Source organism: Pedobacter sp. 01N310 (assembly GCF_056399805.1).
This window is the reverse complement of sequence record NZ_JBFTSB010000001.1, coordinates 693,933-710,372: the sequence shown is the minus strand read 5'-3', so window position 1 is coordinate 710,372 and position 16,440 is coordinate 693,933. Positions and strand designations below refer to the sequence as shown.

The 16,440-nt window shown below is 36.7% G+C and carries 15 protein-coding genes; all 15 read right to left on the bottom strand.

The genetic code is table 11. The features are described from left to right. Position 1: 1 nt before the first annotated feature. Positions 2-496: a GNAT family N-acetyltransferase gene (locus tag AC1DNH_RS02595; protein ID WP_477585654.1), complete on the bottom strand. Its 495-nt coding sequence runs from the start codon at positions 494-496 to the stop codon at positions 2-4. Beyond that, a complete protein-coding gene (locus AC1DNH_RS02590) occupies positions 493-1,464 on the bottom strand; it encodes a hypothetical protein (protein WP_477625137.1) in 972 nt (323 codons plus the stop codon). The genes AC1DNH_RS02595 and AC1DNH_RS02590 overlap by 4 nt, the downstream gene beginning before the upstream one ends. A gap of 11 nt (positions 1,465-1,475) precedes the next feature. Continuing rightward, positions 1,476-2,279 carry a phytanoyl-CoA dioxygenase family protein gene (locus AC1DNH_RS02585; RefSeq protein ID WP_477585674.1) on the bottom strand — a complete coding sequence of 268 codons (804 nt, stop codon included), beginning with the start codon at positions 2,277-2,279 and terminating at the stop codon, positions 1,476-1,478. A gap of 52 nt (positions 2,280-2,331) precedes the next feature. Beyond that, on the bottom strand, positions 2,332-3,486 hold the full coding sequence (locus AC1DNH_RS02580; RefSeq protein ID WP_477609324.1) for a glycosyltransferase family 4 protein: 1,155 nt from the start codon (positions 3,484-3,486) through the stop codon (positions 2,332-2,334). A 78-nt stretch (positions 3,487-3,564) separates the two neighbouring features. Further along, positions 3,565-4,965: a pectate lyase family protein gene (locus AC1DNH_RS02575; protein ID WP_477625136.1), complete on the bottom strand. Its 1,401-nt coding sequence runs from the start codon at positions 4,963-4,965 to the stop codon at positions 3,565-3,567. Between the two features lie 212 nt (positions 4,966-5,177). Beyond that, entirely contained in the window at positions 5,178-6,269 is a 1,092-nt protein-coding gene (locus AC1DNH_RS02570; protein WP_477584880.1) for an NAD-dependent epimerase, read from the bottom strand. Positions 6,270-6,389: 120 nt separating this feature from the next. Then, positions 6,390-7,472: a glycosyltransferase gene (locus tag AC1DNH_RS02565; protein ID WP_477625135.1), complete on the bottom strand. Its 1,083-nt coding sequence runs from the start codon at positions 7,470-7,472 to the stop codon at positions 6,390-6,392. 13 nt (positions 7,473-7,485) lie between these two features. Beyond that, positions 7,486-8,379 (bottom strand): glucosamine inositolphosphorylceramide transferase family protein, encoded by an 894-nt coding sequence (locus tag AC1DNH_RS02560; protein ID WP_477625134.1) that lies wholly within the window; start codon positions 8,377-8,379, stop codon positions 7,486-7,488. 4 nt (positions 8,380-8,383) lie between these two features. Beyond that, positions 8,384-10,225, bottom strand: coding sequence for an asparagine synthase (glutamine-hydrolyzing) (asnB, locus tag AC1DNH_RS02555; protein WP_477625133.1), 1,842 nt, complete (start codon positions 10,223-10,225; stop codon positions 8,384-8,386). Between the two features lie 20 nt (positions 10,226-10,245). Next, entirely contained in the window at positions 10,246-11,346 is a 1,101-nt protein-coding gene (locus tag AC1DNH_RS02550; RefSeq protein WP_477581880.1) for a glycosyltransferase, read from the bottom strand. 6 nt (positions 11,347-11,352) lie between these two features. After that, on the bottom strand, positions 11,353-11,955 hold the full coding sequence (locus AC1DNH_RS02545; protein ID WP_477581878.1) for a sugar transferase: 603 nt from the start codon (positions 11,953-11,955) through the stop codon (positions 11,353-11,355). After that, positions 11,952-13,226, bottom strand: a complete 1,275-nt coding sequence (locus AC1DNH_RS02540) for a DegT/DnrJ/EryC1/StrS family aminotransferase (protein WP_477581876.1) — start codon at positions 13,224-13,226, stop codon at positions 11,952-11,954. The genes AC1DNH_RS02545 and AC1DNH_RS02540 overlap by 4 nt, the downstream gene beginning before the upstream one ends. Before the next feature lie 19 nt (positions 13,227-13,245). Continuing rightward, positions 13,246-14,463 carry a hypothetical protein gene (locus tag AC1DNH_RS02535; RefSeq protein WP_477581874.1) on the bottom strand — a complete coding sequence of 406 codons (1,218 nt, stop codon included), beginning with the start codon at positions 14,461-14,463 and terminating at the stop codon, positions 13,246-13,248. Then, entirely contained in the window at positions 14,460-15,554 is a 1,095-nt protein-coding gene (locus tag AC1DNH_RS02530; RefSeq protein ID WP_477581873.1) for a glycosyltransferase family 4 protein, read from the bottom strand. Before AC1DNH_RS02530 ends, AC1DNH_RS02535 begins: the two co-directional genes overlap by 4 nt. A gap of 6 nt (positions 15,555-15,560) precedes the next feature. Next, on the bottom strand, positions 15,561-16,430 hold the full coding sequence (locus AC1DNH_RS02525; protein ID WP_477581871.1) for a glycosyltransferase: 870 nt from the start codon (positions 16,428-16,430) through the stop codon (positions 15,561-15,563). Positions 16,431-16,440: the final 10 nt, after the last annotated feature.

Here is a 16,440-nt window from a genome sequence, read left to right as displayed (position 1 = left end):
TTTAGTTTGTGGCAAGTAAAACAGATGAATTAATTACCATTTTTATGAAATCTTCCTGCTGTGAAACAGGTTGAAAGCCTACTTTTTTATAAATAGAATAAGCAGCCAGGTTATCTGAATGTACTTCTAAGAAAATGTGTTTAAGGTTAAGGTTATAAAAGGCATATTTTAACAACATTAAAGAGGCATTATAGCCTATGCCCTTCCCCCAGTATTTCTTTTCGCCGATGAAGAGGTGAAATTCTGCACTATCGTTTCCGATATCGAGCAACTGAATATTGCCAATGTATTCATTGGTGTTTTTTACGCAGATGGCAAAACGTTTTTCGTTGGTCAGATTTAGTTTATTTAATAGCCATTGTTTTTCAACTTCGGCGGTAATTGGCTCTTTTAACACAAATTTGGTGTACGACCACACTTCAGGATCGTTTCTCCACTTGTACGACACATCTGCATCTTTTAACGCTAATGGCCTTAGGTAAATCTGAGTGTTCATATGAGCGGTTTTAAAGCTTTAACAATTACTTTCATATCGGTTATGCTGTAGCGGTGATCAATTGGTAACGAAACAAGATGTTTAGCCAGAAAGTATTCATAACTATCAACATGTGCCCATTCGTAAACATTAGGCCAATAGGTGGCTACAAATATTTTTTGATTGATGAGCTGCTGTTTAATAGATGGATCTTCTCCCAGAAGTGGGTAAACCATCGGCACATCCTCTTCAGAAAAATTTAGCCTCAAAATATTTTCCTGCCCCAGGTGCTCATCCAGATAAGCAAAGTTCTTTCTTCTGATATCGGCGCACTTATCGTAATCGATGCTGGAAAGAATGGTTTTTGTTAATACCGACATCTTTTTGATTTCGTTATTGCACAGCTGCTTGTTGTTTTCTATATAATCGGCATAGCCCTCTTCAATATTGATATCGATACTTTTAATCAGGTGAGCAAACCGATCTGTTGATTGATCCTGTTTTAAATTTAAACCCAATGTTTTAGAGATATTAAGATAGGCGCCATCGGGTACGCCGAAAAACTTGCGGCATGAGTAGAAGGTATCGCAATTGTTTACCGGCTTAGAAAAAAATGCTTGGGCATTATCTATAATCAGGTTCTTGATTTTTTTAGCCAGCTTTTTAACGGTTTCCGTTTTAAGTCCGAAGTAATTGGTGTAAAGTAAGCAGCAATGTTCGCCTATTTCAAAATCTATTACCGGATCTAAATCTTCATCTATATGATAAAAGTGATATTGTACATTTAGCTTTTGTAGCGGTTCTAGCAAAACCTCGCAGGTATAGTATGGAAGATATATGGTGGAGTATTTTCTTGTCCTTAACACATACTCCAGTGCATTTCTGCCGGTATTAAGTGCAATTAAATCAGGGTAATAAAGTTCCCCTTTTGATAATTCTAGCGGGATGTAGCCACCTATCGTTTTGGGTGAGTGCGTTTCTGTTTCCATCGTTTTGTCCTCTACCCTTGATCTGCTTTATACATTCTGCTTTCTACAGGTCTGTAATATTCCTGTAAACTGGCAGGTACCCTGGCGTTGTAACCAATAATCTGCCTTAAATCGCTATCTATTTTTTCGCCAAATTCGTATCCCAAAAATCTGGGATAATCGAATTGTTGTTTGATGTAAGGTTTGGTAAAACCTAAGGTTAAAGCTCTACGCTGTTTGCGGGTGAAATTAATCCCCCCTGCATGCCAGATATTGGAATCGAATAATATAATGCTTCCTTTTTTGGCAATAGCTTGTTTAGCGAAAGCTTTAAAGTGCTTTTCTTCGGGTTTAATATCTAATTTATGAGAACCCGACAAAAAGTGTGTGGCGCCATTAAAAATGGTAAAATCATCCAGCACAATAATCATCTGGATCATAAACTTAGATTCAGCGGAAAATGTACGTACATCGCGATGGATATTCTGAATATAAGACTTGGCCTTCTTGGTGTTAATTACTCCATTTATCCCATTAAGAATGTAGTTTCCGCCCAAAAAATCACGGATTTCTCTGTGGCAGTACAATTTACTCAAAAGCTCGATAGCGAAATTATCTTTCTCAAGCAAATGATGTAATGTTCCCTCCATATTTTCTTCAATTCCATTTAAAACCTGTATTTCTCTTCTTAACAGATAAGAAGTTTCGAAACCTGTGGTTATTTCTGAAATTAATTTCTGATTGATTGCCTTTTCATATACAACCCATCCATACTCATCAATAGCTTCCCTAAAGTCGGCTAAAGTGGCTCGTTTGTAAATAAATGTATTGTTCACAATTTTAGGTTTAGTTTATTTATTTGGTTAGTTATTGGTGTGCAAAGGTTGGTTAAGCCTGTAAATGCATAATCTTAAAGAGTTCTGCATTCACGATATTCACATCAAACTTTGTTTTTGCAAATTCATGCCCTTTGTTTCCAAAAGCAATAATATCATCACTGTTATTAATAAAATATTCCATTTTATTGGCTAGTGCACCGGCATCTTTAATCGGGATAAGAAATCCATTGGCCTGCTTAAGGTCGTTATTAACAGTTTCACGGCACCCTACAGAGTCGCAGGTAATTACTGCCCTGCCTATGGCCATTCCTTCGAGCACACAGCGTGGAACGCCTTCTCCATAATAAGAAGGATGCACCATTACCGAAGAGCGCTCTATATCTGGACGCACATCATCAACCTGTCCGATGTATTGAATCGTATCTCCACTCGCAATTTTTTGATACAGCTCGGGTGCAATGGCGTCAATATTCGGATCGTATGGTCCAATGAGTTTAAAAACGGCTTGCGGAAACCTTTGCTTAACTAATTTAGCGGCATCGTAATATTCTTTAATGCCTTTTGCATTAATGAGCCGCGATACCATTAAAAAGGTTATGGGCGAGGTGCTTGGTTTAGAATAGTGATAATGACTTAAATCTACCCCCGATCCGTTAACCACATAAACCTGGTGTTTTTTATTCAGGATCTTCAGATCGATTAAGCGTTGAGAATCGTCTTTGTTCTGAAAAATAATATTTAAACGTGGATTGGGTTTCAGACTTAGTTTTAGTAATAACCTTGTTATTTTAACAATTAGTTTATTACCGGATGAATTATCGGTAAAGTTATAACCCAAGCCAGTAAGCATGGGGGCAATTAGTTTAACCTTGCATATTTTAGCTAAAAAAGAGCCGTAAATAACAGGTTTAAAGGTGTAGGGGAAAAAAATATCAGGTTTTATTTGCCTGATGAGTTTATATAGCGAAAAGATAAACCTTAAATCGGATATGATAGAAACATTACTACCATCTAATTTACTCTCGTAGGTAATTACATTCAGTTCTTTCAGTTTACTCCGAACAGATTCTTGTTCAATTTTTGGTGTAAACACAAAAACCTGGTTATGTTGCTGCATTTTTTCGATCAGCTTCCCTCTAAAATCGAGCAGGGATCTGGAAGAGTCGCAAACGATAAAAATCTTTTTACTTGTTATATTCATCATGTCAAAATTTTAATTTAAACTGCAAAGCCACCTATCCAGGTGGCTTATTACAGAAAAAATATGAAGGTTTTGCTTTACCTACCTGGCACCAGCATTTGCCGTAACAATTGCAGGCACACTCGCCGCATCGTTAAGGAATGATGCATACTCATACTCTGGAACCCAGGTAGAAACTACCGTTGTTATATTGTTTGCACCACATTTATCGTAAATATTGGTGGTAATACCGCTAAAATATCCTTCCGGATCACTTGCCACTTTTGTAGTTAATGGTTTAACACAATTTGAGAAATACTCATTATCTGTTCTCACTATACCACCTGCTCTTGTACCAATAGAGTAACCAGAGTTGTTAAGGTGATAGTTGTTAAACATGTGTACACTACCATAATTCATTGATGGCTCTCTTTCGGTAATATTGTACCACATGTTGTGGTGCATGGTTACATGTAATTTACCTTTATCTGCTTCGTGACCTTCGATACCACCACTAATTAGTACTGATAGGTTGGTATCGTGGAATTTACTCCAGGAAACAGTTACATAATCAGATTCTCTGGTAATGCAAATATCTTTACCCCAATATTCCCAGCCATGAGTACGATCTGTAGAGAAATCGCAATGATCTACCCAAACATGGTGAGCAGCATCTTTGATTTGCACTGCTGCCTGTTCTACGTAATTTTTAAAAGTGATGTTCTGAATTATAATGTTACTTACTGTATAAATAAATAGATTCACACCCTCAATAACAGCTCCAGATCTACCAATAATAGATTTGTTTGATTTTACATAAACAATATCCTTACCAGCGCCTTTAATGGTACCACTTACATAAATAGTACGTGTAATGTTATCACCAACAGCTGCTTTTAATTGATCAAGGGTTGTTACTGTAGTTTCGACACCACCCTGGCCACCTGTTGTTTTACCATTTACTAAAGCATAACCTACTAAGGCTACATTTATAGTTGTATTTGCAGGTGGAGTTACCGTTTCTGCCGGTGGTAAAACAGCACTTGTACCGCCCATTACATAGGTATAAGAACGGCCGTTAGTTCTTGGGTCGGTATTGTCAGACGCTGAAAATATTACCGTAGTACCCCAATGGCTAAACCTTCCTTTACCTAAATTCCTAATATCATCGTGTATGCTATGAGCAGGACCAAGTTCTACTCCGTTTTCAAATAATCTTAAAATTGATTGTTCTTTTGAAGTAGCATTGTCACCGCCAGAAATGGATTGTGAAATTTTATATGCATAACCTCCTTCAGACTTTACACCTATAAGGCTTAATTTACCTGTACTACCACTAATAGCTGCTAATACTGATGTTGAATCGCTTGAAAACAATTCTGTACTGTCGGCCAACTGATCATCGGCATTCACACTTTTTTTACAATTACTAAAGAAGATAATTGTCGTTAACATTAAACCAATTAAACTCACTTTTTTAAACAATTTTGTCTTTCTCTGCATTTTTTATTTTTTTTAAATTTACAACTTAACGCTATATGCGATAAATGAGTACATTTAATAAAATGCAGTTAAAACGCTGATAATTAAATAATAGGCTTAATATTCGGCATTACTTATACTGTAAACCAATTGCTTACAGATAGTAAAATGACAGTTTAATAATTCAGTTTTATAAAATTTATTATACATCTAGTTTACACAGTCATGACAAACTAAATTGCAACAACAGTTGTTTTAGGTTCCAACTGTAAATTTGGGTGATAAAAAGTTGTAAACCAGTTCACAAAATTCTTTACACCTTTGTGCACAGAAACAGATGGTTCATAATTTAATAAGTTTTTTAAATCATCAATATCTGCTGATGTTTCTGCCACATCGCCATCTTGCATGGGCATAAATATTTTTTGTGCGGTTAATCCCGTCTCTTTTTCAATTTCTTCAACAAAATCCAACAAGTTAACCGGTGCCCCCCGCCCAATATTAAATACGGCAAAAGGCGCTGCTGATGTAGCTGGATCAGGGTTTTGGTTATTCCAGTTTGGGTTTGCCTGTGCTGGTTGATCAAAAACCCTCACAATGCCTTCAATAATATCATCCACATATGTAAAATCTCTTTTCATTTCCCCGTTATTAAAAACTTCGATGGGCTTGCCTTCTAAAATCGCTTTTGTAAACAAGAACAAAGCCATATCCGGGCGGCCCCAAGGACCGTAAACTGTAAAGAAACGTAAACCAGTGGTTGGTAGATTAAATAAATGGCTATAAGCATGTGCCATTAATTCGTTGCTTTTTTTAGAAGCAGCGTATAGTGAAACTGGATGATCTACATTATCATGAGCAGAAAATGGCATTTTTTTATTTAATCCATAAACACTTGAAGAGCTGGCGTACAATAAATGGCCAATTTTAAAATGACGGCTACATTCCAGAATATTTAAAAAACCTTTAATGTTGGCTTCTATATAGGCATCTGGATTGGTTAAACTATACCGTACTCCTGCCTGAGCGGCCAAATTACAAACCGCATCGAACTGATAGGTTTTAAAACAATTTTCTAAACTTTCTTTATCGCAGATATCCAACTTTATGAAAGTATAATTTTCATACCTATCACTTACCTGAGGAATACCGTAAACCAAATCAGTATGGTTAATACCAGTTTGAGCCAAGCGGGCATGTTTAAGGTTTACATCATAATAATCGTTGATGTTATCAATGCCCACAACAACGTCTCCTCTTTCCAATAAGCGTTTAGCCAAATGGAAACCAATAAATCCGGCTGTACCGGTAATTAGAATTTTCATAAAATTTAAGTTTGAGAAACAGTTAAGAATGGCCTCACAGAAGGCTTAATTATTAGTTTTTAGGATACAGCAAAGCATCCCATCAGAAAATACGGTAATAGTTAGTTTAATATTTTGGATTTAGTTATGTTGCTGCAATGCGTTTAAAATAGATTGAGCAAATATTTCTGGTCTACGGCCGTACAGATACTGCATCGCCGTTTCGGCATCCTGATTTTGGTTATGTTTCAATTTTTCGCCCATCGCTTTGGCGAGGGCTTCTACATTGTTTACTTCAACTTTGGTAATAGTCGGAATTTCGCTGATGCCTCCTGCACAAAGTGTGGATACGACTGCGCTGTTTACCGACATCATTTCTAACAGTACATTCGGAAAACCTTCTTTTATGGAAGATACCACGCAAAGTTTTGCCTGTTTAAAATAAGGAGCCGGATTATCTATCTGTCCTTTTAAAAAAACCGAATCGCTTAAGTTATTCTCCTGAATAATATTGATTAATGATGCTCTTTCTTTTCCCTCTCCAAGTACGAGTAATTTCAGCTTGGGATATTCCTGCTGAATCAGTTTAAAAGCTTTGATCAAAATCGGAAATCCTTTTTCTGGGATCAACCTTCCTGCAGAGCAGATAAAATCGAGTTTAGCATCGCCATTAATTAAAGGCTGATCAGATTTAGCAATGATTTTATTAAAATCGACGGGATTGGGTTGAACCAATATTTTGTGCTTCGATAAAAAGCCATTATGATCAAGCAGTTGTATTTTCATTAATGTAGTTTGGCAAACTACTAAATCTACAGCCGGATAACCAATGCGGTAAATGATTTGATAAATGCGTTTTTTAATTCCGGTGAAACGGGTAAAAACAGAAGTGCATTCGCGTACAATTAATTTGGACCTGAGATAACCTATGCGTTTTAAAAAGCCTAAAAAAGCATTTAAGTACGGGTGCGTACTCATTAACACATCATCCTTTTTATATTTTCGGAGTATTGGCATCAGTTTTACAAAACCCCAAAAAATTGTTCTTTTAGATAAGTATTTTTTGGAAATCCCTTCAGAAATTTTAAGCCCTGTAAAAGGGTGTTTCTTTAAAAAGTACATTTCGCCATTAACAGCGGTAGCCATCATCAACAACACATTTTCAGCACCATTGGGGGCATCGGTTAACGAAATAAAAATCATTCTTTTTTCTGGTGTTGTCATTTCGAATGGCGATTTATTTCCTTTTAAGGTTTCGAGCAATTTTTTTGAACGGCATCATCAAGCTTATTACTTTCCGCTTGCCATCTATTACAATAATGTTGTTGGCGAAACTGATGTTATGGAGCCCTTTGTTGTAAGGTTTGTCTGGCAATATTTCGAATTTATTGATGGTTGAAAACGCTTTTTCGCTCAGTGTTTCAATTTCGTTAATGATAATTGAGCCTCCGTAGCGGTTAATTGGATTTTGTGTAGGGCGGTACAGTGATTTGCCAACTTTAAATAAACTCCCTGCAGCTCTGCAAAATTCTTTTTCTACAGGAATTGGGTTCTGATAATGCCCTGTGTATTGACCGTTTAGCGTTTTTGAATGATAAATATACAGGTGATGATGATCTCCGGATACACTGGTAAAAAGCCAATATCTATTTTCATGATAAATAATCGAGCTATCTACAAAAGCTTTTCCACTAACCAGCACTTTTATTTTGGTTAACTGGCTAGGATTCTCCTGGTCAACCTGATAGAGTGCTATTTCTTTCGCTTCTGACGTTTCGGGAATGCAGTATAAACAACCATTTTCTTCTATAAGATAGGGATAAGATAAATGGATCGCATCTGGCTTGATGCCCTGCACTTTCTTCTTGTTTTTGAAGTCGAATCCATCAATCATCATAATCTCGCCCTTCCCTTTCCAAAAATCCAGTTCTTCGTAATAAATCCTTGGTGCATTATTTACACTCACCACAAAAGGATCAGCGGCATAATCGATGTTGTCTTCTTGTAGCCAGTTTATCCCCGCATTTAGCTTTTTTGTGCTGATCAGTTCTTCAGGTGTTTGATAAATAAAACCAATATTCCATTTATCAGCTGCGAATATTTTATTAAAGAGGTTAACAGTTGCATTCATCTTGTTATGCTACTAAAGAAACTTTATCTGCAGTTGATTTATTTTTAATTAACCATTGAGAGAGTACCAGCAATTTCCATATCTGTGGATACCTGTTCCACTTCCCGGTCATATGCTCATTGATAATCTCTTGGGTTCTTTTCAAATGAATGCCAGGGATGTTCTTCAAATTATCGACTGATAAATTATCCATCACATAATCTTTTAATTCATTTCTGAACCAATGCTGGAATGGCATGGTAAAGCCAGCCTTTGGCCTATCGAAAATATGTGCAGGAACACGATCGAACAATAAATCTTTTAATATCCGTTTTTGGTTTCCATTGGTGTATTTAAATGCTGTGGGTAGGCTTCTAGAAAACTCTATCACTCTGTAATCCATTAAAGGAGAACGTGATTCAAGCGAAAAGGCCATTGAAGCACGATCTACTTTGGTGTTGATATCTCCGTTTAAATAGGTTTTAATATCAAAATCAGAAATCCGTTCTAACAAAGGTTTAGATGGATTGGTTAAAATATGCATCAATGGGTTATACTTGGCCAGATCGGGTTGTTTTACCCAAGAATTTTCCATATTGCCAAACATTTTTACATATAGCTTTTCTATATCTTCCATGGAAATACCCATGGCAATTAATTTATGGCGATAGCTCGGCAATTGGCTAATTAAGCCTGCCAATGCTTTTCTAATGCTGTGTGGCGCATAAAACAGGCTGTTAACCTGTTTAATCCATTTATAGCGATGATAGCCTAAAAAAGCTTCGTCGCCAGCATCACCACTTAAGGCAACGGTTACATGCTTCCTGGTATTTTTACTGAGCAACATGGTAGGTATAGCACTCGAATCAGCAAAAGGCTCGTCATAAAAACGGTTAAAGTTTTCAATCAAGTCAATGCCATCATTGTAATTACATTCAATGGTATAATGGTCGGTACCTAAGTGTTTCGCAACCTGATTGGCATAAGCACTTTCATCGAAACCTTTTTCATTAAATTTTATAGAAAATGTTTTAACGTGGTCGATTTCTTTTGTGGCCATAGCTGCAATTAACGATGAATCTATACCGCCAGATAAAAACACACCCAATGGTACATCAGCATTCATCCTGATTTTAACCGCATCGGCCAAAATAAGCGCTAAAGCTTCTTTAGCTTCTTCATAACTTCCATCAAATTTATTCTTCCAGCCATAATCTAAAGTCCAGTATTCTGTAATTTTAAGCTTATGAGATTTAAGGTCGTATTTAAAATAGTTGGCTGCAGGTAACTGTTTCACCTCTGCATAAATAGACTGAGGCTCTGGCACATAACCCCAGATTAAATATTGATTAATGGCTTCTTCGTTAACACTTAGATTCCTGTCTATATTGATTTGTGAGGGTTGACTTGCAAATTCGAACGACGAGTGATCGTGTGCATAATAAAAAGGTTTTTTGCCAAAGCGATCTCTGGCACCAAACAGCTCGTTTTTATGGGTATCATAAATCACAAAAGCAAACATTCCGTTAAAACGGGTTAAGCAATCGGCTCCATATTCTAAATAAGCTGCGCATATTACTTCGGTATCTGAACTGGTGTTAAACTGATAGTTTTTCCGTTCCAGGTCTTTTCTAATGTCTTTGTAATTGTATATTTCTCCGTTAAAAACAATATGGAGGTGCATATATGAAAAGGGTTGATTGGAGCGGGCATCAAGATCGATAATGGCCAATCTATTGTGTGCAAAAATAACCTGATCGTAACGTTGAACCCCTGTATAATCCGGACCTCGAAAACTGATTCTTGCCATTTTCTCACGGATAGTTCCGTTTGAGTAAGGTATGGTTGTGCCGTATATTCCACACATAGTGATAATATTTTAGATTGTTAACTAATTAATTCTTCATATTGAGCGCTGATTTTATCAAGCGCACATTTCTGATATACATTTCTCCTAATCTCAGCCGGGTTCCATTGGCCTTGAGTGCAGGCCTGGATAATTCGCCGCCTAAAGCCTGCCAGATCATCCTGTTCTAAAACAAAACCGTTAAAGCCATCGATAATTAATCCAGGAATGCCACTCACTCTAAAGGTTACTACTGGTAGGCCTACGGTAAGCGCTTCTAAAACCACATTCGGGAAACCTTCTGTATAAGAGCTCAACACCATTAAATCGTGCTGAACCATTACCTCGTGGATGTTTTTAATCTCTCCTAAAATTTTAAGTCTGTGATCGAGCTGCAGGTCCTTAATTTTAGTGTTAATCTGATCTTTTAGTGCTCCTGTTCCCACGAAATCGAGATGATAATTTTCGGGCAAATGCGCCATAATATCAACCAGCCGTTCTAAGCCTTTTTCCAGTGCAAAACGGGCCACAACTAATAATTTATAAATTTTATCAGGTGTTTTAGCCTCCTTTAACTTATTAGTTTTCAATACTGGATTGGCAATAACCCTGATCAGCTCCTGATTGACATTATAAGTATCAATCAATGATTGTTTCATTTCTTCTGATTGGCAAACGATCTGTTTGTAGCCCCGATAACTTGCGCTGGCAAAAAGCTCGTAAAACCTCGACTTAAATCCTTCAAACAATCTTTGTTCGTGCGGAATATTAGACGCCCTAGCAATAAGCATCGGAATTTTTAAAAACCTGCCAACCAGTGAGACTAAAATATTGATGTGATCGGTTGTAGAAAAAACCGCATAGGGTTCTTCTTTTTTTAGTAAGTTATAAAGCGCAAAAAAAGATTTAGATGCTTTTTTGGTTTTTAAATCGATAAAACGGACACCTTCCAGATCCATCGAGAAACAATTCACGGTCGAATCTAAAATCACAATGGTCACGTCAAACTTATCTTTGTTAAATCCTTGGGCCAAATTCCAGAACACCCGTTCTGAGCCGCCCGAAGTTAATGAGCTGAGTACAAAGAAAACTTTCTTTTTAAGCTTAACTTCTTCTTTAATAGTTTTTTGTGGAGCGTACATATCATTTTAGTTGATGACAATCCTATTAATCGTTAACCAAATAATTTTAAAATCGGTTAGGATATCATTGTGATTGATATACCTCATGTTCTGTTTAATTTTTGCGGGGATAATCCTTTCGATGTAATAAGTTTCAGGATCTTCGGCATGTTTTAGCAGCTCATTTTCATTGCAGAACTCAACCGATGCCCAATCAGTAATACCCGGTTTAACGGATAAAACGTAACGTTGTTCTTCATTGTAAAGATTCACGTATTTTCTAACTTCCGGTCTTGGTCCAACAAAACTCATCTGCCCTTTTAAAACATTCAATAGCTGGGGCAATTCATCTAACTTGTATTTCCGTAACCAGTAGCCTATCCTTGTAATGCGGTTATCCCTGTTCCCGATGGTGAGTAAGCTATTGTTACCCTGTATTACATACATGGTTCGAAACTTTGCCAAATGAAAATCTTTCATATTCCGTCCAACCCTGATCTGTTTAAAAATAACAGGACCTTTCGAGTCTAGCTTGATTAGGATGGCAATCAAGATTAAAAGCGGACTGAACAACACTAAACACAGCATTGCAAAAACCACATCGAATATTCTTTTTTTATTTATTTTCATGATGCTACTGCCATTTGTTTATGCCCTGAAAAGCCACTTTCTTCAATTTCTGAATGGCTATTTAATTGAATATGCACACAGCTGATTACGGAAGTGATGATAAATTCTACTTCTGTATCTGTTAATTGTGGATAAATGGGTAGAGAGATCTCACAAGCATAATTCTGATAGGCCATTGGATAATCTTCAATTTTATAACCCAGGTTTTTAAAGAGCGTAAGCATTGGCATCGGGATAAAATGCACATTGCTCGCAATCCCCAAAGATGCCAGGTCATCAATGATCTGATCTCGCTGTATCTCGGTTAAACCTTTAACCCTCAAGGGGAAAAGATGGTAACAGGATTCGCGTTGCGTACTCACTAAAGGTGGGGCAATAAACCAATCTTCGTGCTGAAAGCCATCGCAGTAATGCTGCGCAATTTTCTTACGCTTAGGTAAAAGATCTGGATTATATTTCCTGATCTGTGCTAAACCAATTGCAGCGCAGATATCAGGCATATTGATCTTTAGTCCCTGAAACAGGATGTCGTACCTCCAGCCAGCACCTCTTGATTTAGAAAGCGCATCTTTGTTCTGACCATTAAGTGTGTACATTTTTAAGTAGTTGTATTCTTCCTGAGGATCAAATGCAGCTGGCAGGTTTAAGCAGATCGCGCCTCCTTCGGCTGTGGTAATATTTTTAACGGCATGAAACGAAAATATCGTTACATCGCACAGCTGTGCCGCTGGTTTATCGTAATATAAACTGCCTATTGAATGTGCAGCGTCCGAAATCAGCAATATTCTTTTAAGTAAGAATTGTTTATCTGACTGACATTTAAATTTTTTCTTAACATCAACATGATTAATCAATTCTTTTAGCGCAGCATAATCACACGGCCAGCCGGCAATATCTACTGCAATTATAGCTTTGGTTTTTGTAGTAATTGCAGCCTTAACCTTTTCAGGATCGATATTAAAATCATCAAGCACATCAACCATAACCGGAGTTGCGCCGCAATGAAGCACCGCTAATGCTGTGGCACTATAGGTATATGCCGGTACAATTACTTCGTCGCCAGCTTTAACACCAAACCACTTTAACATTAAAATAGCACCCGATGTCCAGGAATTTACACAGATCACCTCATCAGTTCCAGTCATCGCTTTAATTTCACATTCAAGGGCTTTTACTTTTGGCCCTGTAGTAATCCATTTATCGTTAAGTGTTTCCAATACCTGATCAACAACAGATTGATCGATAAAGGGCGGAGAGAATGGGATATTCATATTCGTCAATTTATTTGTGTTAATTGTATTCAACCAAAATGGGGTCTACCATTTTGATTTTGGAGAGTTGTAGAATGGCAAAGTATAGGAACAATGTTGGTCCGCTCGTTGCCAAAAGCCATTCGTTATGAAAAAATGAGTTGATGGATATTGCCAAAAAAGAACAGCTCAAACAGACCAGAAGCGCATTTTTCTTATCTTTGATGTGCAGAAAAGCATAAAAAATGATCTTCCCTACTTTTCGATATAATAAAATGAGTAAAATAAAGCCCAGCAAAGGCCCCAAATAAGTAATAAACATTAAATAGGCATTATGGGATGTAATTACGATAGGCCCTTTTTTATAAACAAAATTGTGTTGCACTACATCGTTCCAGGTTTTTCCATAAAACAATAGCCCAAAAGGATATTCGGTTATAATTTGGATGTTCTCTCCCATTAAATCGCCACGCTCTTCTTTACCTTTCGCATTTTCGGCACTTTTATTTAAAATATTCTGTTGTTTTTTCCCCTCGGAAAATTGTTCAATTGAACTTTGCGCGATAAAAAATATGGCGCAAAACACACCGAATATTAAAATGGATTTGGCTTTATAATAGCTTAAAAAAAATAATCCGGTTACAACTGCAAAAGCGACCAAAACCGACCGTTGCATACCGAAGAAAATAAGAGAGAGCGATAACCCAAATAAGAGAAGGTTAATTAGCCAGCTTCGTTTAAACAGTAGAGCATTAATAACTAAAAATGGCGTTAAAGCAGCCATCTGGTAGCCGAAAGTAAAAATAGTGGTCGATATCCCTGCTGGTGCCTGTAATACGTCTTCCTGCACCAAAAGCGAACGGATAGCCGCCATATTGTACTGGTGATCGATAAACATTATGATTCCGGAAAGCAGCAATACACCAAAGAAAAATCCGACTGCGATGTTCATCCGTTTTAAATTCGTACCGATAACATAGTTGAACAACAAGGCAAAGCATGCAGCAACAATTAATAAGGCAAAAAAACCAGTAACATCTGCCTGACCTATGAGATAAAAAAACAGGGCGGCAATAAAGAAAATAAATAATTCTTTGCCATATAGAAACCCTGTTTCTTCTGTCCGGTAGAAATAGATTAAGGGCGCCAGGAAAACTATTGGTGCCGGAATTCTGAAGACCCCAGTCATGAAGATATTGAATGTTGTTGCATAAACATAGGCAAACAACAAAAAGAGAAACATTATTTTTTTAATCATGACATGATGAGTTGCTCCCAGTTGGCAGAAATGAGTTCAATAGAATTTGTTTTGTTGATCGATTTTGCTTTTGCTGAAAATTTATTTTTTAACTTACTGTTATTAAGTATCTTATCAATAGATAATGAAAGCCCTACTATATCTTCTTTAGCCACCAAAAGCCCGTTAATTCCATGTTCGATAATCTCTGAAGGACCAAACTCACAGTCCATTGCTACACAGGCACAGCCCATTCCCATCGCTTCTACCAATACATTTGGATAGCCCTCATTTCTGGAAGAAAGCACAAAAACCTCTGCTTGCGCATAATAATCCTGCAGGTTCGATTTAAAGCCGATCAATTTAACTTTATCTGTTAAATTTAAATCCGTAATCTGCTTTTCGAGGTTTTCTCTTTCAGGGCCTTCACCCGAGATTAAAAGATCAACATCGGATAACTCCAAGCGGCTATAAGCATTAATAAGCAGATCGAAACCTTTTTCGCGAGTTAATCTTCCAACAGAAAGTATAAATGCTTTATCATTTACGGTATCTTTATTTGGCTTTATAAACTGATTGATTGGATTATGGATGGTTTCAAAATTATTCAGTTTTTCGAATTGCTTAATCCTTTTAAATCCTTTAAACATTCCAAATGCTGGTAGCACAATGGCTTTTGATTTTCTATAAATATGGAATATAAACCACTGTAGTAATTTGTTGTATTGTTGTATGGTGCTATTTAGGGCCGTTCTTTCTGAAACCAGGTAAGGCAAACCTAAAATCATACAACATAAACCTGCCCACACGTTCGCCGATGTCATAAAACAAATGGTACAGTCCGGTTTTTCTTTCTTTAATAGAGAAAGTAACCGGTAAAAAGTTAAGTAAGCATATCTAATCCTGTTTAAGAGATTTTGACTTTCTTTTCTTTCTACAAGATTTACAATTTTAACCTGTTTATTGATCTGATATTTAACTTGAGCTGTATTAAGGCAAATCATTGTAACACTGCATTTTTTTTCACTGAAATGATTAGCCAGATTACTAATTACCCTTTCAGCTCCGCCACCTTCTAAACTGTTGATTACGAAGCATAATTTAGTAGTCATTTCGAATTAGTTTACAATTGTTTTAATGGTCTGGAAAGCGTTTCCAAAGGTTTTATATTTCACTTCGAAGAGGAAGTATTTTCTGAGGTAAAAGTTCAAAAGTTTAACTTTCTGTAAGCCAGTATATGTGAAGATTTTAATGATGATATAGAAATCACTCAGTTGCATCTTCTTTAATGGAATATAAGCAACCGGACTCCAAATCCCTCCGGGATGACGCCTGTAACAGCTCATTACTTCAGGTAAAACATATATTTTTTTACCCGTTACCCAGGTACAATAGAGTTTCAACAGTTTATCACAGGCATTGCATTTCAAAAACCAATCGTTTTTATAAAGATTTCTAATGGCTTCAATGTTGCGGTAAACAATAGTTGCGGTACAGGTTTCAACTTGCCTGTTTACAATCAGATCGCTAAAGCTATACTGTAAGGGAACAGGGTTAAAATCCATGTAAAACAGTTCAGTATCATCAAAATTTATTTCGCGTGTATAATGGCAGCACATTACATATTCTGGATTATTTTCTAAAAAATCTACCTGTTTCTGCAGTTTATATGGATCTAACCAATAATCATCACCATCGCATGTGGCTACGTATTTACCTTTGGTTTCTAGCGCAACCCGAATTACGTTTTGGGTAGCACCGATATTCTTTGGCGCTTTTAAACGCTTAATTTTATCAGGATGTTTGGCAACATATTCATCGATAATCTCTGTGGTTCCATCTGTAGAACAATCGTCTCCAATAATAATTTCTGTATTAAAATTGCATTTCTGCATCAGAAATCCATCCAGTGCTTTCGCAATAAATTTACTGTGGTTATAAGTGATGCAAAAAATGCTAACCATTATACCTGTATCGTCTTGTTTCATAATAGAAGCT

Excerpts from the sequence above, each read along its gene's own strand:
- AC1DNH_RS02595 (WP_477585654.1), bottom strand. The coding sequence starts at position 496 with ATGAACACTCAGATTTACCTAAGGCCATTAGCGTTAAAAGATGCAGAT.
- AC1DNH_RS02590 (WP_477625137.1), bottom strand. The coding sequence starts at position 1,464 with ATGGAAACAGAAACGCACTCACCCAAAACGATAGGTGGCTACATCCCG.
- AC1DNH_RS02580 (WP_477609324.1), bottom strand. The coding sequence starts at position 3,486 with ATGATGAATATAACAAGTAAAAAGATTTTTATCGTTTGCGACTCTTCC.
- AC1DNH_RS02575 (WP_477625136.1), bottom strand. The coding sequence starts at position 4,965 with ATGCAGAGAAAGACAAAATTGTTTAAAAAAGTGAGTTTAATTGGTTTA.
- AC1DNH_RS02570 (WP_477584880.1), bottom strand. The coding sequence starts at position 6,269 with ATGAAAATTCTAATTACCGGTACAGCCGGATTTATTGGTTTCCATTTG.
- AC1DNH_RS02565 (WP_477625135.1), bottom strand. The coding sequence starts at position 7,472 with ATGACAACACCAGAAAAAAGAATGATTTTTATTTCGTTAACCGATGCC.
- AC1DNH_RS02560 (WP_477625134.1), bottom strand. The coding sequence starts at position 8,379 with ATGAATGCAACTGTTAACCTCTTTAATAAAATATTCGCAGCTGATAAA.
- asnB (WP_477625133.1), bottom strand. The coding sequence starts at position 10,225 with ATGTGTGGAATATACGGCACAACCATACCTTACTCAAACGGAACTATC.
- AC1DNH_RS02550 (WP_477581880.1), bottom strand. The coding sequence starts at position 11,346 with ATGTACGCTCCACAAAAAACTATTAAAGAAGAAGTTAAGCTTAAAAAG.
- AC1DNH_RS02545 (WP_477581878.1), bottom strand. The coding sequence starts at position 11,955 with ATGAAAATAAATAAAAAAAGAATATTCGATGTGGTTTTTGCAATGCTG.
- AC1DNH_RS02540 (WP_477581876.1), bottom strand. The coding sequence starts at position 13,226 with ATGAATATCCCATTCTCTCCGCCCTTTATCGATCAATCTGTTGTTGAT.
- AC1DNH_RS02535 (WP_477581874.1), bottom strand. The coding sequence starts at position 14,463 with ATGATTAAAAAAATAATGTTTCTCTTTTTGTTGTTTGCCTATGTTTAT.
- AC1DNH_RS02530 (WP_477581873.1), bottom strand. The coding sequence starts at position 15,554 with ATGACTACTAAATTATGCTTCGTAATCAACAGTTTAGAAGGTGGCGGA.
- AC1DNH_RS02525 (WP_477581871.1), bottom strand. The coding sequence starts at position 16,430 with ATGAAACAAGACGATACAGGTATAATGGTTAGCATTTTTTGCATCACT.